At 66.0% G+C, this 26,235-nt stretch carries 31 protein-coding genes and 1 pseudogene; 15 read left to right on the plus strand and 17 right to left on the minus strand.

Going from position 1 to position 26,235, the window contains the following annotated elements:
* The 3 genes and pseudogenes from LPZ50_RS05045 to LPZ50_RS05055 all read left to right on the plus strand — a co-directional run.
* Positions 1-412 (plus strand): annotated as a pseudogene (locus tag LPZ50_RS05045) (DNA polymerase III subunit delta'); the annotation flags it as partial.
* A 56-nt stretch (positions 413-468) separates the two neighbouring features.
* A complete protein-coding gene (locus tag LPZ50_RS05050) occupies positions 469-1,239 on the plus strand; it encodes a TatD family hydrolase (protein WP_230658401.1) in 771 nt (256 codons plus the stop codon).
* A gap of 56 nt (positions 1,240-1,295) precedes the next feature.
* On the plus strand, positions 1,296-2,138 hold the full coding sequence (locus LPZ50_RS05055) for an ankyrin repeat domain-containing protein (RefSeq protein ID WP_230658404.1): 843 nt from the start codon (positions 1,296-1,298) through the stop codon (positions 2,136-2,138).
* Positions 2,139-2,186: 48 nt separating this feature from the next.
* Here the strand turns inward: LPZ50_RS05055 and LPZ50_RS05060 are convergent, their stop codons facing one another.
* Positions 2,187-2,924, minus strand: coding sequence for a hypothetical protein (locus tag LPZ50_RS05060; RefSeq protein ID WP_230658407.1), 738 nt, complete (start codon positions 2,922-2,924; stop codon positions 2,187-2,189).
* Between the two features lie 345 nt (positions 2,925-3,269).
* Between LPZ50_RS05060 and LPZ50_RS05065 the strand changes: the two genes are divergently transcribed.
* The 6 genes from LPZ50_RS05065 to LPZ50_RS05090 all read left to right on the plus strand — a co-directional run bounded on the left by LPZ50_RS05065 (position 3,270) and on the right by LPZ50_RS05090 (position 8,635).
* Positions 3,270-4,007 (plus strand): IclR family transcriptional regulator, encoded by a 738-nt coding sequence (locus LPZ50_RS05065; protein WP_230658410.1) that lies wholly within the window; start codon positions 3,270-3,272, stop codon positions 4,005-4,007.
* 76 nt (positions 4,008-4,083) lie between these two features.
* Positions 4,084-4,827 carry a transporter substrate-binding domain-containing protein gene (locus tag LPZ50_RS05070; protein ID WP_230658412.1) on the plus strand — a complete coding sequence of 248 codons (744 nt, stop codon included), beginning with the start codon at positions 4,084-4,086 and terminating at the stop codon, positions 4,825-4,827.
* Positions 4,824-5,492, plus strand: coding sequence for an amino acid ABC transporter permease (locus LPZ50_RS05075; RefSeq protein WP_230658416.1), 669 nt, complete (start codon positions 4,824-4,826; stop codon positions 5,490-5,492). The genes LPZ50_RS05070 and LPZ50_RS05075 overlap by 4 nt, the downstream gene beginning before the upstream one ends.
* On the plus strand, positions 5,489-6,274 hold the full coding sequence (locus tag LPZ50_RS05080; protein ID WP_329957640.1) for an amino acid ABC transporter ATP-binding protein: 786 nt from the start codon (positions 5,489-5,491) through the stop codon (positions 6,272-6,274). The genes LPZ50_RS05075 and LPZ50_RS05080 overlap by 4 nt, the downstream gene beginning before the upstream one ends.
* Positions 6,271-7,212 (plus strand): formimidoylglutamase, encoded by a 942-nt coding sequence (gene hutG / locus LPZ50_RS05085; protein ID WP_230658419.1) that lies wholly within the window; start codon positions 6,271-6,273, stop codon positions 7,210-7,212. The genes LPZ50_RS05080 and hutG overlap by 4 nt, the downstream gene beginning before the upstream one ends.
* 133 nt (positions 7,213-7,345) lie before the next feature.
* Entirely contained in the window at positions 7,346-8,635 is a 1,290-nt protein-coding gene (locus LPZ50_RS05090; protein ID WP_230658421.1) for a Glu/Leu/Phe/Val family dehydrogenase, read from the plus strand.
* 48 nt (positions 8,636-8,683) lie between these two features.
* On the opposite strand, the gene LPZ50_RS05095 is transcribed toward LPZ50_RS05090, so the two are convergent.
* The 6 genes from LPZ50_RS05095 to LPZ50_RS05120 form a co-directional block, all read right to left on the minus strand.
* Positions 8,684-9,511, minus strand: a complete 828-nt coding sequence (locus LPZ50_RS05095; RefSeq protein WP_230658424.1) for an RsiV family protein — start codon at positions 9,509-9,511, stop codon at positions 8,684-8,686.
* Positions 9,511-10,290 (minus strand): lipoate--protein ligase family protein, encoded by a 780-nt coding sequence (locus LPZ50_RS05100; protein ID WP_230658426.1) that lies wholly within the window; start codon positions 10,288-10,290, stop codon positions 9,511-9,513. The genes LPZ50_RS05095 and LPZ50_RS05100 overlap by 1 nt, the downstream gene beginning before the upstream one ends.
* Positions 10,287-10,562, minus strand: coding sequence for a biotin--protein ligase (locus tag LPZ50_RS05105; RefSeq protein WP_230658429.1), 276 nt, complete (start codon positions 10,560-10,562; stop codon positions 10,287-10,289). Before LPZ50_RS05105 ends, LPZ50_RS05100 begins: the two co-directional genes overlap by 4 nt.
* Before the next feature lie 17 nt (positions 10,563-10,579).
* Positions 10,580-11,050: a GNAT family N-acetyltransferase gene (locus LPZ50_RS05110; protein ID WP_230658432.1), complete on the minus strand. Its 471-nt coding sequence runs from the start codon at positions 11,048-11,050 to the stop codon at positions 10,580-10,582.
* Positions 11,051-11,055: 5 nt separating this feature from the next.
* Entirely contained in the window at positions 11,056-11,754 is a 699-nt protein-coding gene (locus tag LPZ50_RS05115; protein ID WP_230658435.1) for a glutathione binding-like protein, read from the minus strand.
* A 125-nt stretch (positions 11,755-11,879) separates the two neighbouring features.
* Positions 11,880-12,794: a DMT family transporter gene (locus LPZ50_RS05120; protein ID WP_230658438.1), complete on the minus strand. Its 915-nt coding sequence runs from the start codon at positions 12,792-12,794 to the stop codon at positions 11,880-11,882.
* A gap of 126 nt (positions 12,795-12,920) precedes the next feature.
* Between LPZ50_RS05120 and LPZ50_RS05125 the strand changes: the two genes are divergently transcribed.
* Positions 12,921-13,400 carry an Lrp/AsnC family transcriptional regulator gene (locus LPZ50_RS05125; RefSeq protein WP_230658441.1) on the plus strand — a complete coding sequence of 160 codons (480 nt, stop codon included), beginning with the start codon at positions 12,921-12,923 and terminating at the stop codon, positions 13,398-13,400.
* A gap of 9 nt (positions 13,401-13,409) precedes the next feature.
* Here the strand turns inward: LPZ50_RS05125 and LPZ50_RS05130 are convergent, their stop codons facing one another.
* The 3 genes from LPZ50_RS05130 to LPZ50_RS05140 form a co-directional block, all read right to left on the minus strand.
* The gene (locus LPZ50_RS05130) at positions 13,410-13,904 is read right to left on the minus strand and encodes a glutathione peroxidase (RefSeq protein ID WP_230658444.1); all 495 of its coding nucleotides are present in this window, start codon (positions 13,902-13,904) and stop codon (positions 13,410-13,412) included.
* Between the two features lie 68 nt (positions 13,905-13,972).
* The gene (locus LPZ50_RS05135; RefSeq protein WP_230658447.1) at positions 13,973-15,166 is read right to left on the minus strand and encodes a DUF1501 domain-containing protein; all 1,194 of its coding nucleotides are present in this window, start codon (positions 15,164-15,166) and stop codon (positions 13,973-13,975) included.
* Positions 15,167-15,188: 22 nt separating this feature from the next.
* Positions 15,189-16,724, minus strand: coding sequence for a DUF1800 domain-containing protein (locus LPZ50_RS05140; protein ID WP_230658450.1), 1,536 nt, complete (start codon positions 16,722-16,724; stop codon positions 15,189-15,191).
* 229 nt (positions 16,725-16,953) lie between these two features.
* Between LPZ50_RS05140 and LPZ50_RS05145 the strand changes: the two genes are divergently transcribed.
* The 3 genes from LPZ50_RS05145 to arsC all read left to right on the plus strand — a co-directional run bounded on the left by LPZ50_RS05145 (position 16,954) and on the right by arsC (position 19,238).
* Complete coding sequence (locus LPZ50_RS05145) at positions 16,954-17,250, plus strand: tetratricopeptide repeat protein (RefSeq protein WP_268903219.1); 297 nt, start codon at positions 16,954-16,956, stop codon at positions 17,248-17,250.
* A 117-nt stretch (positions 17,251-17,367) separates the two neighbouring features.
* Positions 17,368-18,816: a CoA transferase gene (locus LPZ50_RS05150; protein ID WP_230658488.1), complete on the plus strand. Its 1,449-nt coding sequence runs from the start codon at positions 17,368-17,370 to the stop codon at positions 18,814-18,816.
* A gap of 56 nt (positions 18,817-18,872) precedes the next feature.
* Positions 18,873-19,238: an arsenate reductase (glutaredoxin) gene (gene arsC / locus LPZ50_RS05155; RefSeq protein ID WP_230658456.1), complete on the plus strand. Its 366-nt coding sequence runs from the start codon at positions 18,873-18,875 to the stop codon at positions 19,236-19,238.
* Between the two features lie 21 nt (positions 19,239-19,259).
* Here arsC and LPZ50_RS05160 read toward each other — a convergent pair whose 3' ends face one another.
* Both LPZ50_RS05160 and LPZ50_RS05165 read right to left on the minus strand, forming a co-directional pair.
* Positions 19,260-19,814, minus strand: a complete 555-nt coding sequence (locus tag LPZ50_RS05160; protein WP_230658459.1) for a peroxiredoxin — start codon at positions 19,812-19,814, stop codon at positions 19,260-19,262.
* Between the two features lie 423 nt (positions 19,815-20,237).
* Complete coding sequence (locus LPZ50_RS05165; RefSeq protein WP_230658462.1) at positions 20,238-20,642, minus strand: DoxX family protein; 405 nt, start codon at positions 20,640-20,642, stop codon at positions 20,238-20,240.
* A gap of 219 nt (positions 20,643-20,861) precedes the next feature.
* Here LPZ50_RS05165 and LPZ50_RS05170 point away from each other — a divergent pair, with 219 nt between their 5' ends.
* Positions 20,862-21,920: a M4 family metallopeptidase gene (locus tag LPZ50_RS05170; protein WP_230658466.1), complete on the plus strand. Its 1,059-nt coding sequence runs from the start codon at positions 20,862-20,864 to the stop codon at positions 21,918-21,920.
* Positions 21,917-22,228, plus strand: a complete 312-nt coding sequence (locus tag LPZ50_RS05175; RefSeq protein ID WP_230658469.1) for a protealysin inhibitor emfourin — start codon at positions 21,917-21,919, stop codon at positions 22,226-22,228. Before LPZ50_RS05170 ends, LPZ50_RS05175 begins: the two co-directional genes overlap by 4 nt.
* Before the next feature lie 4 nt (positions 22,229-22,232).
* On the opposite strand, the gene LPZ50_RS05180 is transcribed toward LPZ50_RS05175, so the two are convergent.
* From LPZ50_RS05180 to msrA, 5 genes are all read right to left on the minus strand, one after another.
* Positions 22,233-23,144, minus strand: coding sequence for an aldo/keto reductase (locus LPZ50_RS05180; RefSeq protein ID WP_230658491.1), 912 nt, complete (start codon positions 23,142-23,144; stop codon positions 22,233-22,235).
* 101 nt (positions 23,145-23,245) lie between these two features.
* A complete protein-coding gene (locus LPZ50_RS05185; protein WP_230658472.1) occupies positions 23,246-23,671 on the minus strand; it encodes a universal stress protein in 426 nt (141 codons plus the stop codon).
* Between the two features lie 240 nt (positions 23,672-23,911).
* Positions 23,912-24,931, minus strand: coding sequence for an XdhC family protein (locus tag LPZ50_RS05190; RefSeq protein WP_230658475.1), 1,020 nt, complete (start codon positions 24,929-24,931; stop codon positions 23,912-23,914).
* Positions 24,928-25,569: a nucleotidyltransferase family protein gene (locus LPZ50_RS05195; protein ID WP_230658478.1), complete on the minus strand. Its 642-nt coding sequence runs from the start codon at positions 25,567-25,569 to the stop codon at positions 24,928-24,930. Before LPZ50_RS05195 ends, LPZ50_RS05190 begins: the two co-directional genes overlap by 4 nt.
* An 82-nt stretch (positions 25,570-25,651) precedes the next feature.
* On the minus strand, positions 25,652-26,235 hold a 584-nt coding region (gene msrA, locus LPZ50_RS05200), incomplete at its 5' end, for a peptide-methionine (S)-S-oxide reductase MsrA (protein ID WP_230658481.1).

Here is a 26,235-nt window from a genome sequence, read left to right on the forward strand (position 1 = left end):
CTGGCTGGCCGCTGCGGGCGGGGCGCCGCTGGCGGCCCTGCGGCTGTCTCAGGGCGGCGAGCAGGCCTGCCCGGAATGGCTGGCGCAACTGATCGAGCCCCTGGCCAGGGGGCAGACGCCGGATATCGGCAGCCTGGCCGAAGGCCTGGAGAAAAGCGCGCCGGCGCAGTGGATTGACGCACTGCAGCGGCTGTATGCCGACCTGATGCTGGCGGGCGTGGATGCGCCTGTGCGCTATTTCCCGTCGCTGGGCAAGCTGATACAGCAGGCCGCCAGGCGCGCCGATCCGGTCAGGCTGGCCGAAGCGGCACGCTGGCTGACGCAGCAGCGCCGGCTGGCCACACACCCCTTGAGCGCCAAACTGTTTGCCCATGCGACGCTGCAGCGCATGGTGCTATCCTGCCAGGCATAGGCCTGCCGCCCATCCGGCTGCCGCCGCGCGGGCCGCCTCTACTCAAATAGCCTTACATGTACGTTGATTCGCATTGCCATTTGAATTTTCCCGACCTGGCCCAGGACCTGCCGGATATCCTGCGGCGCATGGCCGACAACCAGGTCACGCATGCGCTCGTGGTCAGCGTCGACATGCCTGACTGGCCCGGCCTGATCGAACTGGTCGAGCCGCATCGCAACCTGTGGGCTTCGGTGGGGGTGCACCCCGACTACGAGGCCACTTCCGATCCCACGGAAACCGAACTGCTGCAACTGGCGCAGCACCCGAAAGTGGTGGCCATAGGCGAAACCGGGCTGGACTACTATCGCCTGAGCGAGCCGCTGGACTGGCAGCGCGAGCGTTTCCGCAGGCACATCCGGGTGGCCAGGCAGGCGAATTTGCCGCTCATCATTCATACCCGCGATTCCGTGGAGGACACCTTGCGCATTCTGCGCGAGGAAAACGCCGCCGAAGTCGGCGGCGTCATGCATTGTTTTACCGAGTCGTGGGAAATGGCGCAGGCGGCCATCGACCTGAATTTCCATATTTCCTTGTCCGGCATCGTCACCTTCAAGAACGCGGGCATCGTCCACGAAGTAGCCACCAAGGTGCCGCTGGATCGTCTGCTGATCGAAACCGATTCGCCCTATCTGGCTCCCGTGCCGTTCCGGGGCAAGCGTAACGACCCGTCCAAGGTGATTCATGTAGCCGAAAAAATTGCTACCCTGAAAGGAATAGGTGTGGAGCAGGTGGCGCACGCTTCCACGGACAATTTTTTCAAATTATTCAACAAGATAGACAGATAATATAAAGTAAAATATTTAAAGTTGAATATCTAGAGTTTTACTTTAAAAATATTGCTATGAAGCTTGTTTTTCCAGTCTTTTCCGGGTCACGCCAGTTTGCCGCCGCCATTGCCTTGGGGCTGGCCGCCATTTGCGCGGGCCCAGCGGCCCAGGCTGCCGCTTCACAAGAGAACTGGTGGGTGTATGTGCACAACGACAACGCGCCAGAGATCCGCGAACTGCTGGCGGGGGGCGCCGATCCCAACGTGCGCTACAAGAATGGGCAGCCGGCCCTGATGCGGGCCGTGGTGGACGGCGCCTGGGAGGTCTTCGACGCCCTGGCGGCGGATCCCCGCACCCAGCTCGACGCCGTCAACCCGGCCAACGAAACCGCCCTGATGTACCTTGCGGTAGCCGGCCAGACCGCCCGCGCCCGCACCCTGATATCGCGGGGCGCCCAGGTCAATCGACTGGGATGGACGCCGCTGCACTATGCGGCATCCAAAGGCCGGATAGAAACCGCCAAGCTGTTGCTGGCCAACAAGGCCATGGTGAATGCACCGTCGCCCGACGGCACCACGCCGATCATGATGGCGGGGTTCTCCGGCAATCGCGATATGGTGCAATTGCTGCTGGATGCCGGGGCCGACATCACCACGCGCGACCTGAAAGACAAGAATGCATCCGACTGGGCTTACGCCGGCAAGCAAGGGAAGCTTGGAGCCGAGCTGGCCGAACTGATCGCGGCGGCTCAAGGCCGGCGCGATGCTGCGCGCCAGGGACAATCCGCCGCGCCGGCTCCGGTGGCGGCGCCCGCGCCACAGGCCCAGCCAGCGCCGGCCCCCAGCCAGGCACAGCCCGGCGATGCGTCTCCCAGCCTGTCCGGCGTGTCTGGTGTGCGGCTGAACAAATACGACTGATTGCCGCGATTGCGTAACGCGCAGCCGGACTGGCCGCGCGTTACGTGCTCAGTTCAATACCAGTGGAAAGTCGCGCTCGGTGACAGACGGCATCGGGGCAGCCTGTCCGGTGTCGCCCTCGAGCTGATAGCCCGCCTGGATCACCAGTGCGATCGACTGGCCATGGCGCACTTCGGGCAATTCCCACTGCGCGGCGCCGATAGGGGAGTAGTCATCGGCGGTGGGCCAGCGGCCCGCGTGTTCCAGGGTCAGCGGGTGGGGCGCGCCGTCTTTCCCGTCCACGGCGATGCGGGCCGTGGCAAAGAAGCGCGCCGGCCCCGTCTGCATGGCGGCCGTGAAGCCCGAGGCTGTGACCGCGATGGTTCCTTTGCGCACCACATAGTGTCCACGCAGGAAGTACGACCCGTCCACGCCGGTGCCGCGCGCCGGCAGGTAAGCCAGCTGGCGCAGGTTGAGCGGGAATTGTCCTTCCACATACTGGGCGGGCTCGCCGGTGCGGGCGGCCAATACCTTGCCCGTGGCGATCAGGTCGGCCATGTGATGGGCGGCCACATCCATGCTTTGCGAACCGGCCAGCGTATAGCCGGGCTCGATGGCATGGCACAGGCGCATGATGGCCAGGCGGTTGCTGTCGTCGTGCATGAACGGGCGCAGCAGCGACTCGGCACCGGCGCGGTCGGCGTACTTGCCGGCGCTGCGTGGGTCGCCAGCATGCCATGGCGTCAGTGTCAGAACGTCGTTCGGACGGCGCAACACAACAGAAGCGGAATAAAAACCGGTAGACATGAAAGCCTCGTGCATAGCGGGGATGCGATGGGGGGCAGGGCAGATAGCGGGATCAATTCTAGCCATCGGGTTTTACCGAACTAGCCTCGGTAGGCAACATCTTGTAAGCGCGCAAAAACCATGGTGCCGCCTTTCCCAGAGGAGAATGCGCCACATTGCGCCGGGCCCGCTGGCGGAAGCTGTCACACCTACCCATCGGTATCGCTCTGCCTGTCTCGTTGCACTGCATCACAGTTTTTCCTCAGTGCTTTCCCGAATAATTCCCGAATATCGGGAATATCCCGAGGTAATTTTGAGAAAACCGGCTAATCTGCGCCCGTTCTCATAGCCGACGAGGCATTTCCCATGCAAGACCAAGCCGTTGCCGGCGGTGCCGATCGCGTGCTGTACGTGCTGGCGACGCTGGCCCGCAATGATGGGCCGCTGTCCATCCCCATGCTGGTCGAGAAGACCGGCCTGGCGCAAAGCACGCTTTATCGGCAGATCGCCTTGCTCAAGCGCTGGGGTTTCGTGGCCGAACAGGGCGGTGAATATGGTCCGGGCCCGCTGTGCGTGCAGTTGGCTTGGGGTTTCGACCAGTCATCGTTCCTGGTGCAGGAGTCCCAGCCGGACCTCGCCCGCCTGGCCGCCGAGTCGGGCGAAACCGTGGGTCTGCTGGTGGCGATGAAAGACCAGGCCGTGTGCCTGGACATGATCGAAAGTCAGCACCCATTGCGCTGCTCGTTCGTGAAGGGGCGCGGCCTGCCGCTGGTGCGTGGCGCCTCGGCCCGTTCGCTGATGGCCTTCATGCCGCCAGCCCGGCTGCAGGCCCTGCTGGTCGACTTGCAGGATGCCGGTGTCGATGTGGACGAGCTTACCGCCAGCCTGGCCCCGATCCGTGTCGCGGGTTATGCCGTCACGGACGGCGAGGTGGACTCCGGAGTCTGGGGCGTCAGCGTGCCTGTCTTCCAGCGCCCGCACTTGGCCACGGCATCCATCACCGTCATGGCGCCATCCACCCGTGCGGCCCTGCGCGCCGATGCACTGATAGAAATGACCATCGCGGCCGCCCGCCGCATATCCAATCGCCTGCAAAGCCGTTGATTTGCCGGCGCCGCGCTGGCCGCGGCTGCAGTACCTACTACGCCGTTTCACTCTTTTCACTTTTCAAGGAAACCTGATGAACACTCGCCGACAAGTATTGACCGCCGCCCTGGTGCTGGGCCTGGCCTGGGGCGCCGCGCCGGCCCATGCGCAGGACACCCTGCGCGTCGTCACCGACGCCACCTTTCCGCCCATGGAGTTTGTGAAAGACGGGCAGCGCACCGGCTTTGACATTGAATTGATCGAAGCCCTGGGCAAGGCCATGGGCAAGAAAATCGAGTGGATCGATATCGACTTCAAGGGCTTGATTCCCGCCTTGCAGGCCGGCCGCGCCGATATGGCGGTGTCGGCCATCTACATTACCGATGCCCGCAAGCAGGTAGTGGACTTCACCGACCCATACTACGCCGGCGGCCTGGTGGTGCTGACCCGCAAGGACGGCCCGATCAAGCACTTGAAAGACCTGGACGGCCGCAAGGTGTCGGTGCAGGTGGGAACCAAGTCGGTCAACTACCTGAAAGAACACTATCCCAAGGTGCAGCGCGTGGAAGTAGAGAAGAACCAGGAAATGTTCAACCTGGTGCAGGTGGGCCGCGCCGAGGCCGCGGTGACCGGTAAGCCGGCCGCCAAGCTGTTCGCCCAGAGTTCGCCGGGGTTGACCGTGCTGGATGAACAGATCACCACCGAGCAATACGGCATTGCCGTTTCCAAGCGCACGCCCGAACTCACCGCCGCACTGAACGCCGCCCTGAAGCAATTGAAAGCCGACGGCACCTACGACAAGGTGGTCGGCAAATGGTTTGAGGCCACCACCCAATGAACCTGGACTTTTCTCCCGTTTTCGCCGATTTCGACGCGTTGATGCGCGGCGCCGCGGTAACCGTCGAAGTGACCGCCTGCGCCTTGCTGCTGGGCTGCCTGATCGGCCTGCTGGTGGGGGTGGGGCGCCTGAATCCGCAGCGCCGCGCGCTGTACGGCCTGTGCAGCGTGTACCTGCTGTGCTTTCGCGGCACGCCCCTGCTGGTGCAATTGTTCATCTGGTTCTTCGGGTTGCCACAGTTCGGCATCATGCTGCCGGCGTTCGCCTGCGGAGTGCTGGGGCTGGGCATGTATTCCGGCGCCTATGTGTCCGAGATCGTGCGCGGCGCCATCCAGTCGGTGGACCGTGGCCAGACCGAGGCGGCGCGCTCGCTGGGTATGTCCGGCGCGCAGGCCATGCGCATCATTATCCTGCCGCAGGCCGTGGTGCGCATGATCCCGCCGCTGGGCAACGAGTTCATCGCCCTGATCAAGAACTCGGCGCTGGTGTCGCTGCTGACCATCCATGACGTGATGCACGAAGGCCAGAAAATCATCAGCGTTTCGTACCGGTCGCTGGAAACCTATCTGGTGATCGCCTTGATCTACCTGGTGCTGACCACCGCGACCACCACGGTACTGCGCTGGTTCGAACACCGACTGCGTGCGGGAGGCATGGTGCAATGAGTACACAGGAAATGCAGGAAATGATCCGCATCCGCGGCTTGCGCAAATCGTTCGGCACGGTGGAAGTACTGCGGGGCATCGATTTCGACGTGCAGCGTTCCCAGGTCGTGGTGGTCATCGGCCCCAGCGGCTCGGGCAAGAGCACGCTGCTGCGTTGCTGCAACGGCCTGGAAGTGGCGCAGGGCGGCACGATCGATATCTGCGGCGAGTCGTTGCTCGACCACGGCAAGCCCATGCCCGAGGCACAATTGAACCGCCTGCGCATGCGCGTAGGCATGGTGTTCCAGTCGTTCAATCTGTTTCCGCACCTGTCGGTGCTGGACAACGTCACGGTCGGCCCGCGCAAGCTGCGCGGCACGCCCCGCGCGGTGGCCGAACAGCAGGCCAGGGACTTGCTGGATAAGGTCGGCCTGGGCCAGAAAATCCAGGCCATGCCGGCCAGCTTGTCCGGCGGCCAGAAACAGCGCGTGGCCATCGCCCGCGCCCTGGCCATGGAGCCCGAGGTGATGCTGTTCGATGAGCCGACCTCGGCGCTGGACCCGGAACTGGTGGGCGAAGTGCTGCAAGTAATGAAAGTGCTGGCCAAAGAGGGCATGACCATGATGGTGGTTACCCACGAAATGGGCTTCGCCCGCGATGTAGCCGACCTGGTGGCCGTGATGGATGGTGGCAATATCGTCGAATCCGGCCCGCCCGGCGTGATCTTCACCCAGCCCCGCCAAGCACGCACGCGCGAATTCCTGCAGGCCGTGCTGGCTCCCGCACAGCAGGGGGCGGCATGACGGCCCTGGACCCCGCGATCTGGCGCGCGCGCGACGACAGCGCCGAGCGCGGCGATACGCGCCGCCTGGCCCATATTGCCACCGCCGCCAGCCAGGGAATCACCGCTGGCGACCCGGTGCTGATCGGGTTCGCGTGCGATGCCGGCGTGGCGCGCAATCAGGGGCGCACCGGCGCCGCAGCCGCGCCAGAGGCCATACGCCGCATGATGGCGGGCTTGCCCGCGCACGACTATCGCCGCCTGGTGGACGCGGGCGACGTGACCTGCGCCGACGGCCAGTTGGAAAACGCTCAGGATGCGCTGGCGGCCCGCGTGGCGGACACCCTGGCGGCCGGCGGGCGGCCGCTGGTGCTGGGAGGCGGACACGAGGTGGCGTGGGGCAGCTTCCAGGGCCTGCGCCGTTGGCTGGACGGGCAGGGCGATACGCAGCCCGTGCTGGTGCTGAACCTGGACGCGCATTTCGACTTGCGCACCGGCCGTCCGGCCAGTTCCGGCACGCCTTTCGACCAGATCGCCGAACATTGCGCGGCGCACGGCCAGGCCTGGCAGTATGCCTGCTTCGGGGTTTCGCGCCTGGGCAATACGGCCGCGCTGTACGCGCGCGCCGCCGCGATCGGTGCCGTCTGGGTGGAAGACCGCGACTTGCAGGAACGCCATCTGGACGCGCGCCTGGCCGAGCTCGACCGCCTGCTGGCGGCGGCCGGACACGTGTACCTGACCATAGACATCGACGTGCTTCCCGCGGGCGTCGCGCCGGGGGTATCTGCCCCGGCCCCCTATGGCGTGCCCTTGCCGGTGGTGGAAGAGATTGCCTTGCGGGTCAAGCGCAGCGGCAAGCTGCGGCTGGCCGACTTGGCGGAATGCAATCCGGCCTGCGACCTGGACAACCGCACGGCGCGTGTCGCGGCAAGGTTGGCATGGCAGCTTCTGTCGCCTTAAGATGGGCTGCGCGGCGCATCGCCCTGGCGTCCTGCTTTTATTCGGTCCCCATTTAATTTGATTCATATTAAATGGGGACGACACCAAGTTTGGTGGTTACAATGACGCCAGTCCTAGCCTGGAGATTGCCCTCATGTCGGATAAGCCCAACCACGCCTTGCCCTCGTACCTGGATGCCGAACACCTCGGTCCCTGGGGCATTTATCTGCAACAAGTCGACCGCGTCACCCCCTATCTGGGGCCGCTGGCGCGCTGGGTGGAAACGCTCAAGCGGCCCAAGCGGGCGCTGATCGTCGATGTGCCCATCGAACTGGATAACGGCAGCGTGGCCCATTTCGAGGGCTACCGCGTGCAGCACAACACCTCGCGCGGGCCTGGCAAGGGGGGGGTGCGCTTCCACCAGGACGTCACCCTGTCCGAAGTGATGGCCCTGGCGGCCTGGATGTCCGTGAAAAACGCCGCGGTCAACCTGCCTTATGGCGGCGCCAAGGGCGGTGTCCGTGTCGACCCGCGCAAGCTGTCGCAATCCGAGCTGGAACGCATGACGCGCCGCTACACCTCGGAAATCGGCGTGATCATCGGGCCGTCCAAAGACATCCCGGCGCCCGACGTGAATACCAATGCCCAGACCATGGCCTGGATGATGGACACGTATTCCATGAACGAAGGCGCCACCGCCACCGGCGTGGTCACCGGCAAGCCCATCGCGCTGGGCGGCAGCCTGGGCCGGGTCGAGGCCACCGGTCGCGGCGTATATGTAGCCGCCTGCGAAGCGGCCCGCGACTGCAATATCGACGTATCCCAGGCCCGTGTCATCGTGCAGGGCTTCGGTAATGTGGGCGGCACCGCGGCGCGCTTGTTCCACGAAGTGGGCGCCAAGGTTACCGCCGTGCAGGATCACACCGGCACCGTGTACAACCCGGCGGGCCTGGACGTGCACAAGCTGCTGTCGCACGTGTCGCAGAAGGGCGGCGTGGGCGGTTTCAGCGGCGGCGAAGCGCTGGACAACGCCCAGTTCTGGGAACTGGAAACCGATTTCCTCATTCCGGCCGCCCTGGAAGGCCAGATCCACCGAGACAACGCCGGCAAGGTGCGGGCCAAGATCGTGGTGGAAGGCGCCAACGGCCCCACCACGCCCGAAGCCGACGATATCCTGCGCGAGAACGGCGTGTATGTGGTGCCCGACGTGTTGGCCAACGCCGGCGGCGTGACGGTCAGCTACTTCGAATGGGTGCAGGATTTCTCCAGCTTCTTCTGGAGCGAGGACGAAATCAACCACCGCCTGGAACGCCTGATGCGCGAGGCCTATGCGGCCGTGTCGCAAATGGCCAAGGAACACAAGGTCACATTGCGTACCGCGGCGTTCATCGTGGCTTGCACGCGCATTCTGCAGGCCCGCCAGGTGCGCGGCCTGTATCCCTGATGCACCCTGGGTAAAGAACATGGCGCCGGCCCGGGGGCCGGCGCGAATTCAAGCGGCGGGCAGGAATTCCGGCCGCAATATGCCGCGTAGTTCTCCGTACGGAATCAGCAACTCGGGTTCGCCGTGCGAATACGGCGCGATTGAATACGCGTCGTACTTCACCACCACCCCTTCGGCCGTCAGCGCGAAGTTGTCGCTTTCCTGGAACGGCCACATCCGGTTGTAGGCCTGTGGGTCGCGCAACGCGTCTTCGTTGCGGGCCAGCCAGGCGGCGTGCGCGCGGCGCAGGGCCTCGACGAAAGCCGGCCGGGCTTCCGGCTGCAAGGCTTCGTCCAATGCCAGCACCCGGCCGGGCCCGCGCTGCCAGTTCAGGTACTGGGTGGCGGGAATGCCATGCGCGGCGCCGGTCAGGTATTGGCCGGTGTGCAATTCCACCGCCACAATATCCCCCACCACGGCCTTCACGCTGGCATTGAACACCGTGGCATCGCGCGATTGCGCCGTTTGCCAGAAATACTGCGTGTACTCCGAGATGGTGGCGTAGGGCCGCGGGCGGTTGGGATCCACCCCCGTCATGTAGGCCAGCACGTGGTCGATCAGTTCGGTCAGCTTGGGAATGCCCGGAAAGCCCACGCTGTCGATCTCGATGCGCGGGCATTGCCCTTCGCAGCCGGGCTTGGCGCCTTGCCATTGGATTTTTTCTACTTCCACATCGCCTACCTGGGCCTCGGTGGTGGTGGGCTGCGGCGTGGACGAGGGCAGGCTGATGGTGTCGGACGGTGAACTGGCGCAGCCCGCCAGCAGCGCCAGCGCGGCGCCAGCGGTCCAGGCGCGGGCGTGGCGCGATAAATGGGCAGGGAAGGGCAAATATTTCATCAAGGTACCTGGGCAGTCCATTCCGGACTGGAGAATTTTTCGTGCGCCTGGCGCTGTGCCTGTTCCAGTGTCGAGCCGGCCAGGGCCACCGGCGACAGCGGCGCCAGGCCGCGGAAGGTTTGCAGCATGCGCTCGATGATGGTGTCGCGCGCCAGCCCGGTCTGGCTGCGTAGCGGATCCACGCGCTTCTTGGCGCTGGTCGTGCCTTTGTCCGACAGTTTTTCACGGCCTATGCGCAGCACCTGCACCATCTTGTCGGCATCAATATCGTATGACATGGTGACGTGGTGCAGCACGGCGCCCGCGCGGCGCGCCTGGGCGGCGCCGCCTATCTTGCCGGCTTCCGATGCAATGTCGTTCAGCGGCTGGTACCAGGCCTTGATGCCCAGATCATGCAGCGCGCGGATGACCCAGCCGTCCAGGAATTCATACGACTGCTGGAAACTCAGGCCCTGCACCAGCGCCTGGGGCACGCTCAGGGAATAGGTAATGGTGTTGCCCGGCTCGACAAACATGGCCCCGCCGCCGCTGACCCGGCGCACCACGGACACGCCATGGCGCTGAGCTCCTTCGGGGTCGACCTCATTCTTCAGCGACTGGAAGCGCCCGATGACCACGGCCGGGGCCGACCATTCCCAGATGCGCAGCGTGGGCGGCCGCAGGCCCGCGCCGACTTCATCGGTAATGACCGCATCCAGCGCCATATGCAGGGCAGGCGGTTGAGGGCCTTCGTGTATCAGCTGCCACTCGTAGTCGTTCCAGTAGGTGCGGTCTGTCATGACAGGGCCCTGAGTACCGTTACCGCCACTGCCTGGGGTGAAAAGCCGAACAGCTCGGCCTGTTGCGGCAAGGCGTCTTGCACGGCTCGCGCCAGCCCGGCCTCGCCGGCGTCTGCCGGCAGGCCGGTCAGGGCGGCGTTGATGAGATCCAGCGCCTCGGGCGGTTCCAGGAAGAAATCGCCGCTCAGGCGCACGTTGGCCAGCTTGCCGCTTTCGACATCCAGGTCGACGACGACCAGCTTGCCGCCAGGGACTTTATATTCACCATGCATTGCGATCGGACTCCGGTTCAGGCGCCAAGTTCCAGTTTCATGCCTTCGTGCGTGGCCGCGAATCCCAACGATTCATAAAAGCGTCGGGCGTCGGCACGGGTTTTGTCTGTGGTCAGTTGTACCAGGCCGCAGCCGCGTTCGCGGCACTGGCCGATGGCCCATTCGAACAGGGCGCGGCCCGTGCCCGCGCCGCGCTCGCCGGACGCCACCCGCACACTCTCGATCTGGCCGCGCCACAGGCCGCGGCGCGACAAGCCCGGAATGAAACTGATCTGCAGGCAACCCACCACGGCGCCGGCCCGCTCGGCCACGGCCAGTAACTGGTTGGGATCGCGGTCGATGGCCTCGAAAGCCCTCACATAACAGGGATTGGCGGGCACCGAGGGGTCTTCGCGGCCGGTGCCCAGTACATCGTCGGCCAGCAGGGCCACGATGGCGTCCAGGTCGGCCACGGCGGCGCGGCGAAAGTGCACGGTCGGGGCTGTCATGGGCATCAGCGCACTTGCTGCGCGGTCTGGCCGAACAGGATGCGGCGCGATTCGTCGGTATGCACCGACGGCGTGCTGTTGATTTCCTTGGCCTTCTCGTAGGCGCGTTGCGTGGCGGGCCGGGCCTGGATGGCCTGGAACCAGCGCTTCAAGTGCGGGAAGTCGTCCAGATCCTGCCCTTGCCGTTCGTGCGGCACGATCCAGGGATAAGCGGCGATGTCGGCGATGGAATACTCGCCCGCCACGTACTCGCGGTCGGCCAGCCGCTTGTTCAGCACGCCGTACAGGCGATTGGTTTCGTTGACATAGCGGTCGATGGCGTACGGGATGCGTTCCTGGGCATAGGCCGAGAAGTGGTGGTTCTGGCCGGCCATGGGGCCCAGGCCGCCCATTTGCCAGAACAGCCATTGCAGTGTGTCGGCGCGGCCGCGCACGTCCTGGGCGATGAATTTGCCTGTCTTGTCGGCCAGGTACAGCAGGATCGCGCCCGACTCGAACAGCGGCAGCGGCGCGCCGCCGTCGGCCGGCTCGTGATCGACAATGGCGGGAATGCGGTTATTGGGCGCGACGGCCAGGAACTCGGGTTGGAATTGCTCGCCTTTGCTGATGTTGATGGGAACGATCCGGTACGGCAGCCCGGCTTCTTCCAGGAACATCGTGATCTTGTGCCCGTTGGGCGTGGTCCAGTAGTACAGGTCGATCATGGCTATCCTTGATGGGACGCCGTCCGGAACGGACGGCGGGCATGGGGCCATGATAGCGGGTTGCCGCCGGCCGGCCCGGCAAGCCCCGGCGGGCAAGGGGGGCATTGCCCGCCGGGGCGGGCCGTTCAGGCCGCCCGGGTATGGGCCCGCCGGTTGCCGGGTTTGGGCCCAAGGCGCCAGTCCAGGCTGACCGCGGCCGCCGCCAGCAGGATCAGGCCCACGCCGGCCGCCTGGGTCCACTCCAGGCGCTGCCCATACACCATGTAGTCCAGCAGGATAGCCACCGCGGGATAAATGAACGCCAGCGCCGCCACCGATGTGGTGGGTAGCTTCTGTATGGCCGAATACAGCAGGATGTACGTCAGGCTGGTGTGCAGCAGGCCGATGCCTAGCAGCCAGCCCCATTGCGCCGGCGCGGCGGGCAGGGCGTGGAAGTCCACCATGGGCAGCAGCAGCACCGCCCCCAGGCTGACCTGCACCAGCGCCAATACGTGCGGGGCGATGTGCTTCAGGCGTTTTACGATAATGGACGTTACGGCATATAGCGCCCCGGCAGCCAGGGCCAGCCCCAGTCCGTGCAGGTACCCCCCCGCCTGGGCCAGTTGCGCGGGCTCGATGCGCAGCACCAGCAGCAGGCCGCCGAACGCCAGCAGCGACCACCCCAGCTTGCTGAGCGTTGGCCTTTCGCCCAGGAACAGCGTGCCCAGCAGAATCAGGAAAAAGGGCTGGAAGTTGTAGACGGCGGTTGACAGGGAAATCGAGGCCAGCCGGTACGCCGAGAACAGCAACACCCAGTTCAGCACAATGGCCACCCCGGCCAGCAGGGCCCAGCCCAGCGTGGCACGCGTGAATATGCCCGGACGCAGCATGCCGCGCGCCAGGCAGTAGGCCAGCAGACCGAGCGCGCCGATGACACAGCGGAAAAACACCACGTTCCAGGCGCTTTGCCCGGACTCCAGCACGAATATGCCCACGCTGCCGGAAATAGCCATGGCGGCGGCCATTTGCGCCAGCCCGGTCCGTTCGCTTGTCGTCTTCATTGCATGCTCCCGATGGCGGCGCCTGGAATGGCGCCTGCAATGGAGAAATTATCCCAGGCGGTATTCGTGCATAACAGGCACAAAAAGCGGAAAATAACCCTGAAAACCTTATTTCAGGGGCTATGTATGCAAAATGACCTAAATATCGAAAACGATGTACTGGACGGCATCGACCGCCAGTTGGTGCAACTGCTGATGGCCAACGCCCGCACCACCGCGGCCGACCTGGCCCGCCAGGTCGGCATGTCGGCACCCAGCGTGGCAGACCGCCTGCGCCGGCTGGAAGAATCGGGAGTGGTGCGCGGCTATACGCTGGACGTGGATCCGGCCGCGTTGGGCTACACGCTGACGGCCATCGTGCGCATCCGGCCCTTGCCCGGCCAACTGCACAAGGTCGAGAAACTGATAGCCGGCATTGGCGAGTTCGTCGAATGCGACAAGGTCACGGGAGACGACTGCTTCGTGGCGCGCCTGCTGCTGAAGTCCATCGCCCAGCTCGACGGCGTGCTGGATCGCATCACGGAATATGCCGAAACCAACACCGCCATCGTCAAGTCCAGCCCGGTGCGGCGCCGCCTGCCGCCTTTGCAGGCGTCGCGCGTTTAGGCCCGGGTTTCAGGCGGGCGCCTGTTCGCAGGCGCGCAGAATGTCGTCCTTCAGGGCGGCAGGCTTGTCGGTGGGCGCATAGCGCTTGATGACCTGGCCGTCGCGCCCCACCAGGAACTTGGTGAAGTTCCACTTGATGCCCTCGGTGCCCAGCACGCCCGGTTTTTCGCCTTTTAGCCAGCGGTACAGCGGGTGGGCATCCGGACCGTTGACCTCGATCTTGCCGAACATGGGGAATGTCACCCCGTATTGCGTGCTGCAGAAATCGCGTATGGCCGCCTCGTCGCCGGGTTCCTGGTGGCCGAACTGGTTGCAGGGAAACCCCAGCACCGTGAGGCCGGCCGCATGGTAGTCGCGGTGCAAGGCTTCCAGGCCGGCGTACTGCGGCGTGAATCCACACTGCGACGCCACGTTCACCACCAGCAGCACCTGGCCGCGATAGGCGTCCAGCGCCTGTTCCACGCCGTTGATATCCTGGGCCGAGAAATCGTAGATCGTGCTCATGGCGTAACCCTCCTGTAGCGGGCCGCCGCGCAGCCAGGGCAGCCCTTGCGTCCAGTGTAACGCCGGGCCTACACCAGCTTCAGGTCGCGCGGCCGCGCGCCCGGAAACACTTGCTCCACCCGCCGGGCATCCAGGCCGTACAGGCGGCCAAACAGGCCGGCGAACAACGATCGGTAATCGTTCAGTACCGGGTAGTCGCGGTCCTGGAACAAGGTGTCGCGCCGGACGTCGACCTGCCGGCCGGCGATCCGGCCGCCTTGTACCGTGCCTCCCAGCACCCAGTACACGGTGCCGTGGCCATGATCGGTGCCCTTATTGCCGTTTTCGCGAAAGGTGCGCCCGAATTCGCTGATGACCACCACCGTGGTGTCGCGCCAGGCGGGCCCCAGCGCCGCTTTGTACGCCACCAGGGCGCGCCCGAGCTGCCCCAGTTTGTTGGCCAGTTGCCCGCTGGCGCCGCCTTGCCCAACGTGCGTGTCCCAGCCGCCCACGTCGATAAAGCCCAGGTTGTACTTGCCAGCCATGAAGCGCCCGATACGCGAGGCTTCGCGTTCCAGCTGGCTGGCAGGCATGGCCTTGCCGTCGGCCTTCTGCATTTCTTCGGCCAGGTCGCGCTGAGCCATGGCGTTCAGCTGTATGCCTTCCTGTACCGCGGCGGCGAGTTCGGTATCGCGGTACATGCTTTCGATGGCATCGGCGCGGCGGGCGCCCAGGCCCGGGCGGCGGCGGGATCCGCCCAGGTCCACATTGGGCACGCGAAAATCGCCGCGCCATATCTGCGGCAGGTCGCCGGTGAAGGAAACCGGGCCGGCCCGGTCCTGGCCCAGTTGCGTGGCCAGGCGGTTCAAGAACCCGGAACGATAGTCGTTGTCCCGCCGGCCCGGCCTGCCCAGCTCGATGCCATGCTGGGTGTCGAAATGGCTGCGGCTGAGATCATCGGTGCCGGCGAACGGCACGAACGCCAATTCCCCGGCCTGGTACAGCGGCAGCAACGTGTCTTTCAGGGCAGGGTGCAGGGCCCAGCCGTCGGCCAGGGGCAGGGCCGCGCCAGTGCCGCTGCCGGGCTTGGCAATGGCGATGGTGGGCCGGGATTCGTAATAGAAGTCGCTATGCGCGGGCACCAGCAGGCTGTTGCAGTCGTAGGCCCCGCGCATGAACACTACCAGCAGGCGCGGGTTGCCTCGCGGCGCGGCCAGCAGGCGGGTGGAAAGCAGGGCCAGGGGGGCCGTGGCGGCCAGTTTGAGTAAATGACGGCGTTGCATGGTGTATTTCCTGGGAAATCGTTCACCGGCGCATGAAGGCGGGCGAGGCCAGCAGATAGGTATCGGCGTCCCGCTTGGACTCCGCGCCGGCGATCACCTGGCGGGTGGCCGGCGACAGCCTGTCCGCCAGGCCCGCGCGTTGATATGTGTCGGCAAACGCGGGCAGCCTGCCTGCGCCTGCCTTGCCCTGGCCTTTGCCGCGATAGAAGCTTCGCGGCCGCCAGGCGATCTGCCTGGCCAGGTCAAACCGCACCGTCATCTGGCCCGATCCCGACCAATCCGATTGGGCCAGTGGATACCCGTCGGGAGTCAGGCGGCGGTACAGGGGCTGGCCCATGCGGGACAGCCAGCCGCCCACGGCGTCGGCACGGTCTATCGGGGGCTGGCCGGCAGAGGCCAGGCGCAACGCGGAATATGCGTAATGCACCGGATCCTTGAACTTGCCGTCCTGCAGCGACTGCGCGAAGGCGTCGGAATGGAACAGGGTGCGCAGCACGGCCGCAATGTCGCCATCGGTTTTCTGGAACGTGGCGGCCATGGCCTGCACCAGCCCCGGGGGCGGTTGGTCGGCCACGAAATACTGCGCCAGCTTCGTGCTGATATGCCGTGCCGTGGCCGGATGGCTTGCCAGCAGGTCGGCCACCTGATCGATTTCCGCCAGGCCCCGGCCCTGGATGGTTGTGCCCAGCACGCGTTTGCTGCCGTAGTCGTGAGCGGCGGGATTGAACAGGAAACCGTCCTGCTGCACGATCTGCGCGCGCAAGTCCGGTGCTACCTTGGGGGGCTTGGTGGAGTAGTTGGCGCGCAGCCCGGTCAGCACGCGCGCCAGTTCCTGGACATCTTCCTGGGTGTAGCCGCCATGCACGCCCAGGGTATGCAGTTCCATCAGTTCGCGGGCATAGTTCTCGTTGATGTGGTCGGCGCGGTTGTACTGGTTGTCCAGGTAGATCAGCATGGCGGGCGAGCGCATGGTGGCGCGCAGCAGGTCGCGGAACTTGCCCAGCGCGTGCGGCCGTACGGCCCGCGCTTCGTAGTCGTCCAGCACGACGCCTACATTGACCTTGCCGGCGTAGACATTGAAATGGTTCATCCAGAACCAGGTCATCTGGTCTTGCAACTGGTTGGGGGTATACAAGGCTTGCCAGACGGCGCGCTTGGCCGTGTCGCCAACGCGCAGGGTAGACAGCTTGCGCATTTCCCGGCGGGCCTTGGCCTGTTCCGGGCCCGCCGGCATGCGCCGCACCGCCATTTGCTGGCGGCGTATTTCCGCCAGCGCATCGTCGGCCGGCTGGCGCGATATCGACAACGCGTCGATATGGCGTTGCACATCGACAGGCAACGCCGCATCGGGCGCGGGCCGCAGCTGGGCCTCGATGTACCCGGGGGCGCCCAGTTCGCGGGCGCGTCGCAGTTCGTCCGGCGTGGCGCCCCAGGTCAGGCGATCCACCAGCGCGGGCAGGGGCAGGCCAGCGGCGGGCTGCTGCGCCATGGCCACGGCGGCGTGAAAAAGCAGGAGCAGCCAGGCGGCCGATAAAAACAGGCGACGTTGCGCGGCCAAGAGTATCTCCCGGGATGTCATACACGTATAGACCAGCATAACGGACACAAATTCGGGATCTCGCCGGCTGATACCCGTCGAAACACTTGGTTTAGCGGCCGCAGGCGGGATGTGCCCTTGCACCGCGCATGGGCAAACCGGGGCGCGCGCGGCCGCTTGGCTATCATGGCGCCATGACACCCCATTTCCGGAGCGCGCCGTGGATGATCTGGTAAACCGGCTGGAAGCCATGCTGGCCAAGGGCCAGGACAACCTGTTGCTGCGATTTTCGCTGGGCAAGGCCTATGCCGAACGCGAAGACTACGCCACGGCCGCGGAGCACTTGCGGGCCGCGCTGGCTTTCGACCCAGCCTATTCCGTAGCCTGGAAATGGCTGGGCAAGGCTTTGCAGGGGCAAGGCGACCTGGCGGGCGCGCGGTCGGCCTGGGAAGCGGGGCGCGATGCGGCGCAGGCACGCGGCGACCAGCAGGTGGTGAAAGAACTGCAGGTTTTCCTGAAACGCCTGGATCGTTCCGCGCAGATGTAAAAGCCAAGAACAGATGTATCCGGCATAACGGAGAAGGGCGCGGGCGTGTTGACGCGCCCCTTCGGCCGCTTTGTAATTCAGGTGCAATGCCGCGCATAGGACGGCACAGGAAACATGATGGATCGACGTCCGTACTACCCCGAAGGACAGGGCAACGCCCCCAAGACCTCGCGCGATGCGCTGCAAGGCCTGTGGCAAGGGCTGGACATGCCGGACGAGGCCATGGACTACATCGACCTGGCGGGCGGCGAGCCGGTATTCCCGTCGTCGTTTCCGGTGGGCACGGCGGCCCAGGCCAGCATGGCGGCCGCGGCCCTGGCGGCGGCGGAACTATGGCACCTGCGGGGCGGCCCCCGCCAGCGCGTGGGCGTAGACATGCTGCACGCCGCGCAGGAATGCCGCAGCTATTTCACCCTGGATGGCGTCGAGCCCGACATCTATGACAAGATCACGGGCGCATATCGTTGCGGCGACGGTGGCTGGGTGCGCATACATGCCAATTTCGCCCACCATCGCGACGGGGCGCTGGCCTTGCTGGGATGTCCCACCGGCCCGGCCACGACGCGTGACGCGGTCGAGCAGGCCCTGTCCCGGCGGCAGGCCCTGGACGTCGAGCAGGAAGCGGCCGATGCCGGCCTGGTGGTGGCTGCCATGCGCAGTTTCGACGAATGGGACCGCCACCCCCAAGGGCTGGCGCTGGCTGGCCAGCCCGTGCTGACCGTGGAGCGCATCGGTGAAGCCGACCCGCGCCCCTTGCCCCGCTATGCGCACGACGCCCGGCCCCTGAAAGACATCCGTGTGCTGGACCTGACCCGCATCATCGCCGGGCCCGTGTGCGGCCGCGCGCTGGCCGCCTACGGAGCCGACGTGATGCTGATCAATTCACCGCATCTGCCCAATATCGACACCATCGCCGAAACCAGCCGCGGCAAGCTCTCGGTGCACGCCGACCTGGAAACCGCCGATGGGCGTATCGCGCTGGCCAATTTGCTGCGCAGCGCCCATGTGTTCGTGCAGGGCTACCGCCCGGGCGCGATGCAGGCCCTGGGATTCGGGCCGCAAGAGGTGGCGCGACTGCGGCCGGGCATTGTGTATGTATCGCTGTCGGCCTATGGCGACAGCGGCCCGTGGGCGCAGCGGCGCGGCTTCGATTCCCTGGTGCAGACCGCCACCGGTTTCAACCATGCCGAGGCGCAGGCCGCGGGAACGGCCGCGCCCAAGCCGATGCCCATGCAGATACTGGACCATGCGTCGGGCTACTTGATGGCCTATGGCGCGCAAGTGGCGCTGGCCCGACAGGCAACCGAAGGCGGTTCCTGGCATGTGCGCGTGGCCCTGGCCGGTACGGCGCAATGGCTGCGTGGGCTGGGCAGGGTGCCCGGTGGGTTGCAGGGTGGCATGCCGCCGATCGCGGGCTTCCTGGAAAGCAGCCGGTCGGGCTTCGGCGAGATGGCCGCGGTTCGGCACGCCGCGCAGTTTTCGCTGACGCCCGCCCGCTGGGAACGGCCGTCGATGCCGCCCGGATCGCACCCCACGGTGTGGCCGTTCAATGTGCACAGGCCTTAGGGTGCACTGAGGTGGGTTGGTATTGGTTAGACTGTTGGTTTAAGAAAGGAGCCCGCATGTCCGCCACCATTTACCACAACCCGCGTTGCAGCACGTCGCGCAACGTGCTGCAAATGATACGCGACGCGGGAATCGAACCCACCGTCATCGAATACCTGAAATCGCCGCCTTCGCGCCAGACCTTGTCCGGGCTGATCCAGCAGTCGGAACTGAGCGTGCGCGACGCGGTGCGCACCAAGGAATCGCTGTACCAAGAACTGGGCCTGGACGCGGCCGACGTCACCGACGACGACCTGCTGGATGCCATGATCGAGAACCCTATTCTGATCAACCGCCCCTTCGTGGTCACGGAGCAGGGAGCCAGGCTGTGCCGTCCGGCAGAACGGGTGCTGGAAATTCTGCCGGGCGCCACGGCGGCCTGAGCCTCCCGCCGGCCCGAGTACCTATTTGGCTGCCCGCGGCTGGCTGGCGCGCCATTCACGCAAGGCTTTCAGGGTATTGGCCACATGGCGGTCGGGGCTCATGTCGGTATAGGCGTACAAGATCTTGCGGTCCGGCGTGATCACGTACGAAACCCGCTTAGCATAGTCCGGGCGGCGATCATGGACGGCATCGTAGGCCTTCATGATGGCCTGGTCGCCATCGGCGGCCACGGCGAATTTGCTGCGGCATTCGCTGACTGAAAACTTCTTCAGGGTCTGGATGTCGTCGGCCGATACGCCGATGACGGTGGCGCCCAGCGCCTTGTAGTCGTCGGTGGCCTCGGCAAAATTGCGCGCCTCGATGGTGCAGCCCTGCGTGAAGGCGGCGGGGTAGAAGTACAACACCACGGGCCCCTGCGCCAGGGCCTGTTCCAGCTTGAACGTGAATTCATTGCCGCCCAGCGAGGCAGGCGCCGAGAAATCGGGCGCCGGCGCGCCCACCGGCAGCTCGGCACGCGCCGCCAACGGCCCGCAAAGCGCGGCGGCCAACGCCAGCAGGACAAGCGAATGCTTCATGAGGGGCTCCTGGAAATCATGGGGTGGGACACTTCATGCTAGCACCGCCCGCGAAAGAGATGATGCGCCCGTCATGAACTGCTGGTGAAGGACAACAGTGCCGCACAATCAGGGACGTCGCGGATCCGGCTCCGCCGGTCCGCAGACGGCTTCCTTGAGGGGGATGAGCCCGGACACGGAGCAGTCCTTGAGGACTCTTGGCGAAGGAAAGCAGTGCCGCACAATCAGGGACGTCGCGGATCCGGCTCCGCCGGTCCGCAGACGGCTCCCTTGAGGGGGATGAGCCCGGACACGGAACAGTCCTTGAGGACTCTTGGCGAAGGACAACAGTGCCGCACAATCAAGGACGTCGCGGATCCGGCTCCGCCGGTCCGCAGACGTCGCCCCCTTGAGGGGGTAGCGCGCAGCGCTACGGGGGTGGGCCTAATTCCACCGCCCGCCAGAGCCCCCCAGCGCGAAACGGCCCGCGCCCAGGAAGGCCACGGCCAGCCCGCCGAACAGGAACATGCCTTGCAGTTCCAGGGCCCAGCCGCCCGTCTTGCCAATGGCGAACAATTCGCCCATGTGCACCAACAGAATCGCAACCACCATGTTCACGGCGATGATCAGGCCGCCAAGCCGGCTGTAGATACCCAGGATGACCAGCAGCGGCGCGATGACCTCACCGATATAGACGCCGTAGGCCAGGAAGCCGGGCAGCCCGTTCGAGGACAACATGCCGGACAGCCAGCCCACGCCGGAGGTCAGCTTCATGAGGCCGTGCATCAGGATCATGATGCCCAGTGCAAGGCGCAGGATCAGCTTGCCAGTGTCGTCAGATTTCATCATTGTGGTTCTCTTGAGTGTGTTGAGGGAAAAGCCAGCAATCAGAGCCCGCCGGACTGGCATGGTTCCCCGCGCCGCGAGCGATGTCATTATTGCAAATCTTCCATGAAGCGCAATAGAACGACGAGCCGCTGTTCGCGGGCCGTCACGCGCGAGGCCCGTGCAGCGCTTTTCTGCTAAGGTGAAAGGGTGGCCGGCCACTCCGGCTGAAGGAGGTCGCACATGTCCCGCCCCATGCCCGATTCCTGGTGCTCTGGCGTGATACCGCCATACATGCTTGACCGGCTGGCCCAGCATGCCAGCCCGCGAGTCCGCCAGCGGGCCATTGCCACGCTGCGCATCGAGCAGCAAGAGCGCAGCCTGCGCGCCACCCAAGGGGTGGCGCCGGCTGCCGCCCAGGTGCCGCAGCCGTCCGCGCGCCCTCCCGGCCAGGCCGATCGAGCCATCCATACCGCGGCCAATGGCACAGACCTGCCAGGACGCCTGGTGCGCGCCGAAGGCCAGCCCGCCAGCGGCGACATCGCGGTGGACGAGGCCTACGAATACCTGGGCGCTACCTACGAGCTGTTCTGGCAAGTGTATCGCCGCCACTCCATCGATAACGCCGGCATGCTGCTGGTAGGCACCGTGCATTACGGCGACGAGTACGACAACGCTTTTTGGAACGGCGCCCAGATGGTGTTCGGCGACGGCGACGGCGAAGTATTCAACCGCTTCACCATCGCGGTGGACGTGGTTGGCCACGAGCTCTGCCATGGGGTCATCGACCACGAGGCCGGCCTGCGCTACCAGGGGCAGTCCGGCGCCCTGAACGAATCGCTCAGCGACGTGTTCGGTTCGTTGGTGAAGCAGCACCACGCCGGCCAGGAGGCCGGGCAAGCCGACTGGCTGGTGGGCGCGGGGCTGTTCACACAAGCCGTCAATGCCCGTGCCTTGCGTTCCATGTCGCAACCTGGCACTGCCTACGATGATCCGGCCCTGGGCAAGGATCCGCAGCCTGACCATATGCGCGACTACGTCGACACCACCGAAGACAACGGCGGCGTACACATTAACTCGGGCATCCCCAATCGGGCCTTCTACCTGGCCGCTACTGCCCTGGGCGGGCCGGCCTGGGAACGGACGGGGCGCGTCTGGTACGACACCTTGCGCGACAAGCGCCTGGGAGCGAACGCCGATTTCGCGACGTTCGCGTCGCTGACCATCGAGGTCGCCGGCGCCGACGGCGATACGCAGCAAGCCATCAGGCAAGCCTGGCGGCAGGTTGGGGTGCTGCCGTGATCATCCTGCCCCCGCTGGACGACGCCACGCTGGTGCGTGTTTCGCGGCAGGGCGGGCTGGCGTATTTGCCCGCCCGCGCCGAGCCGCGGGACATCGACTTGCGCACCTGCCCCGAACCCATGCGCCGCGAAGTCTGCCAGGCCTTGCTGCAGGCGGCGCCGCTGGCCTCTGACGATGCCGCGCCCGGGCCGGACCAGCGCTATTTCCGCATCGAGATCCGCTTTGTGGACGACGCGATGCAAGTGCGTTTCCAGGTGCCGGAAACGCAGGCTCCCGAACTGCTGCGGCGTCTTTGGCAAAGCCTGTAGCGCCTCAGCCTTGCAGGTCGCCCAAGCGGCGTGTCCAGAAGTCGGGGCCAGGCAATTCGCCGAGGCCGGCCCGGACGTTGTCGCGCATGTGCGCCGGGCGTCCGGTGCCGGGAATCACGCAAGTGACGGCGGGGTGGCCCAGCACGAATTTCAGCAGTAGCTGCGCCCAGCTGGTGGCACCGATTTCCGCCGCCCAGGGCGGCAAGGGCCGGCTCATGACGCGGCGTAGCAGTCCGCCACCGCCGAACGGCCGGTTGACCAGCACGGCCACGCCGCGCTGCGCAGCCAGGGGCAGCAGGCGTTGCGCGGCGGCTCGGTCATCGGCCGAATAATTGATCTGCAGGAAATCCAGCCGCTCGGATTTCAGCACCGCCTCGACTTCGTCATAGGCACTGGACGTGTAATGCGTGATGCCCACGAAACGGATGCGGCCCTGATCCTGCCATTCCCGCAGCACGGGAAGGTGCGTGCGCCAATCCAGCAGATTGTGGATCTGCATCAGGTCGATGCGGGACGTGCGCAGCAGCTTCATCGAATCTTCCATTTGCCGGATGCCGGCCGCGCGCCCGGTGGTCCAGACCTTGGTGGCCAGGAAGGCCCGGCCGCGCTGGTTCGACGCCGTCAACAGGCTGCCCAGCACGGCCTCGGCGCGCCCATACATGGGGGAACTGTCCAGCACCGAGCCGCCGGCCTCGAACAAGGCGGCCAGCACATCTGGCAGTATGGCGAATTCGGCGCTGTCCTGCGCCACATCGAAGACCCGGTAGGTTCCGCAGCCCACGACAGGCAAAGGCTCGCCAGACGAGGGGATGGGCCGGGTGGGCAAGGCCGCAGCGGCCATGGCCGGGGACAGCCGCGCCAGCGCGGCGCTGGTGGCCAGACCTCCGGCCAGCCGCAGGAACTGCGCGCGGGTCAGGCGCGGCGGCAGTGTCGAATAAGGTTGCGTCATGCGGAAATTCCTGTGCCTGCGCAGCAAACGGGCGGCGGCGCCTGCCGCCGCCCCGGTAATGCCGGCGGCTACTTCACCAGCGTAACCGGGATCTCGGCCAGGTGTATGACCTTGTTGGCCACCGAGCCCAGCAAGATGCCGGGCAGTGCGCTCAGCCCGCGCGTGCCCATGACGATCTGGGCGCATTGCTGGTCGCGCGCGTAGTCGGTAATGGTCTGGGCGGATTGCCCGGGCTTGATCGCGGCAACGAACCTGACGCCGGATTTTTCCGCCGCGCCTTTTGCCTCGGCCAGGGCTTTGGCACCTTCCTCGTCGTAGTAGTCCTGGACAGCGCTCTTGTCCAGGAACATTTTGGCGTGGCCAGAGAGGATGGGCAGCGGCACGTTCAGCAAGTGCAGTTCGGTGTCCTGGCGCAGGCCGGCCATGGCTATGGCGGCTTCCAGTGCGCGCATGGCGGTTTCGGAACCATCGATGGGAACGAGGATCTTGTACATGAACAACTCCTTGTACTGGTGCGCGGGTGGATCTCCAGGTAGTAACGGCGGACGAGGCCAAGCCTATTGATTGGCGCCAAGCGTGCGGCGGGCACCTATCGCCGCGGCGCATGGACTGGCATTGCAGTTGGATATGAAAGCCCGTCCGCCAGGCGCGAGCCTGACCGTGGATGGCTCGGCTGCAGCCACCACACATGGCCAGTGTACCGGACGGCATGGCTGCCGTCGCCCGCGGTGCGGTCAGGAGGCCGGGCCCGCCTTGATCTGCGGCGAGCCGTCAGGCAGGCCGCCCACGTCCAGGTACGAAGATGCCTGCGCGGTGCCCAGCGAATTGCGCACCCACACCAGTTCGGCCGCCACCGCCACCGCGATCTCGGCCGGCGTGCGGCTGGCAATGCGCAGGCCCACGGGCCCATGCAGGCGCGCGATCTGGGCGTCGTCCAGGTCGAACTGCCGCAGCCGTTCGCGGCGCTTGGCCTGGTTGGGGCGGGAACCCAGCGCGCCCACGTAAAAAGCGCGTGATTTCAGGGCTTCGAGCAGCGCCATGTCGTCCAGCTTCGGGTCGTGCGTCAGGGCGACGATGGCGGTGCGTTCGTCAACCCCGATTTCAAGCACGGCGTCGTCGGGCATGCTGGTCAGCAGGGTGCAATGCGGCGCGTTCCAGCCGCTGTAGAGTTCTTCGCGCGGGTCGCATACCAGCACGCGGAAGTCGAGCATGGTGGCGATATCGCACAGGGCGCGCGCCGTCTGGTTGGCGCCGATGATAAGCAGGCGCCATTGCGGCCCGTACACGGCCCGCAATGTGCGGCCGTCGAAGTCCGGCCCGTCGGACGGGCTGGCCGGCGCCAGCGTGCAGAGGCCCGTGTGGAGATCGAGCGTGCGGGCCACCAGGCGTTGCTGCGCGATGTCGGCCAATACCGGATCGAGCCATTGCGCGGAGGCCAGGGGTTCGACCACCAGGCGCAGCGTGCCGCCGCAGGGCAGGCCAAAGCGCGCGGCATCGTCGCTGGTGACGCCGTAGGTGACGCGTTCCGGCTGGGCCGGCAGCGTGCCGGCACGGGCACGGGCGATCAGGTCGTCTTCGACGCACCCCCCGGATACCGACCCCGCCATGCGGCCGTCGGCCCGCAGCGCCATCAGCGCGCCGGCCTGCCGGGGGGCCGAGCCCCAGGTTTGCGCCACGGTGGCAAGGTGCACGGTGTGGCCCTGGGCAACCCAGTCGCGCGCCTGGCGCAGCACGTCCATGTCGAGAGGAATCATGTGGCGGAGGGTCCTGTGTATAGATCTTCGGGGGTGTCGATGTCGCGCAGTATGCCATCGTCATCGCATTCGACTTCCATGGCGCCATGCTTGAGCAGCAGGGCGCGCGCACCCGTGTCGCCATCGAGGCCGGCCAGTTCCGGCAGGTAGCGGCCGCCAAAAACAACCGGATGGCCGCGCCGGCCATGGTGCGCCGGCACCACGATGCGATCGCTGGCTGCGTGCCGCAGCAGTAATTGCAGCGTGTCCGGGCGCAGCCATGGCATGTCGGCCAGGGCCACCACGCACCCTGGCAATTGGCCGCCAGGGGCGGGGCGGTCCAGCAAGTGGCGCGCCGCCGTGGCCAGCGAAATACCCATGCCGCGCGGTGCGGCCGGCGCGTGCACCACGGAACATCCCAGGCGCGACAACAAGGCCGGCAGCTCGGGCGGGCGTTCCGCCACCACGGCAATGCTGTCGGGCAGCACGCCCAGCAGCGTGCTGGCGCTGGCCTGCACCACGGCGCGGCCGTCGGGCAGGCGGGCCAGCAGCTTGTGGGCGTTTTCCTGGAGGGCGCGGCGCGCGGTACGGTAACGCAGGCCTTCGCCCGCGGCAAGCAACACGCCTACACAATGATGACCCGCCGATGTCGAGGACACTGCCCTGTTCCGTACCTGGATGCCGATGTGGCCCCAGGTTATGCGCGGGCGGCGGGCAGCGTCAAGCCGGGGCCATTACGGATCAGGGGTTCACCAGCACCGGATCCTGGCGGTATACGGTGGCATAGGCCTTGGCCAGGTTTTCCACCTTGGGCTGGTCGTTCACTACGATGTACAGGCTGTCGGGGTGCCGCACCAGATAGTCCTGGTGGTAGGCTTCGGCGGCATAGAAGGCGGCACCGTCCTCCACGGTGGTGGCCAACGGGCGCGGATAGGCGCCGGTGCCATCCAACTGCGCGATATAGGCCTGGGCGACCCGGTGTTGCCCCTCATCGGCCGGGAAAATGGCCGAGCGGTATTGCGGCCCCACGTCCGGACCCTGGCGATTGCGCTGAGTGGGATCGTGCGCCACTGAAAAATAGATCTGCAGCAGTTTCCCGTAGCTGACGCGGGCGGGGTCGTAGGTGATTTTCACGGCTTCGGCGTGGCCGCTACGGCCGACGCTGACGGTTTCGTAGTCTGCCGTGGAGGCGGCCCCGCCGGCATAACCCGACACCGCCTGGGTGACGCCTTCCACATGCTGGAATACCGCCTGCACCCCCCAGAAGCAGCCGCCCGCCAGCACCGCGGTGGCGCTGCGGGCGCCGCCAGCCGGCACGTCGAGCG

It is taken from the genome of Bordetella petrii, from assembly GCF_020991325.1.
Classification (GTDB): Bacteria; Pseudomonadota; Gammaproteobacteria; order Burkholderiales; family Burkholderiaceae_B; genus Bordetella_A; species Bordetella_A petrii_E.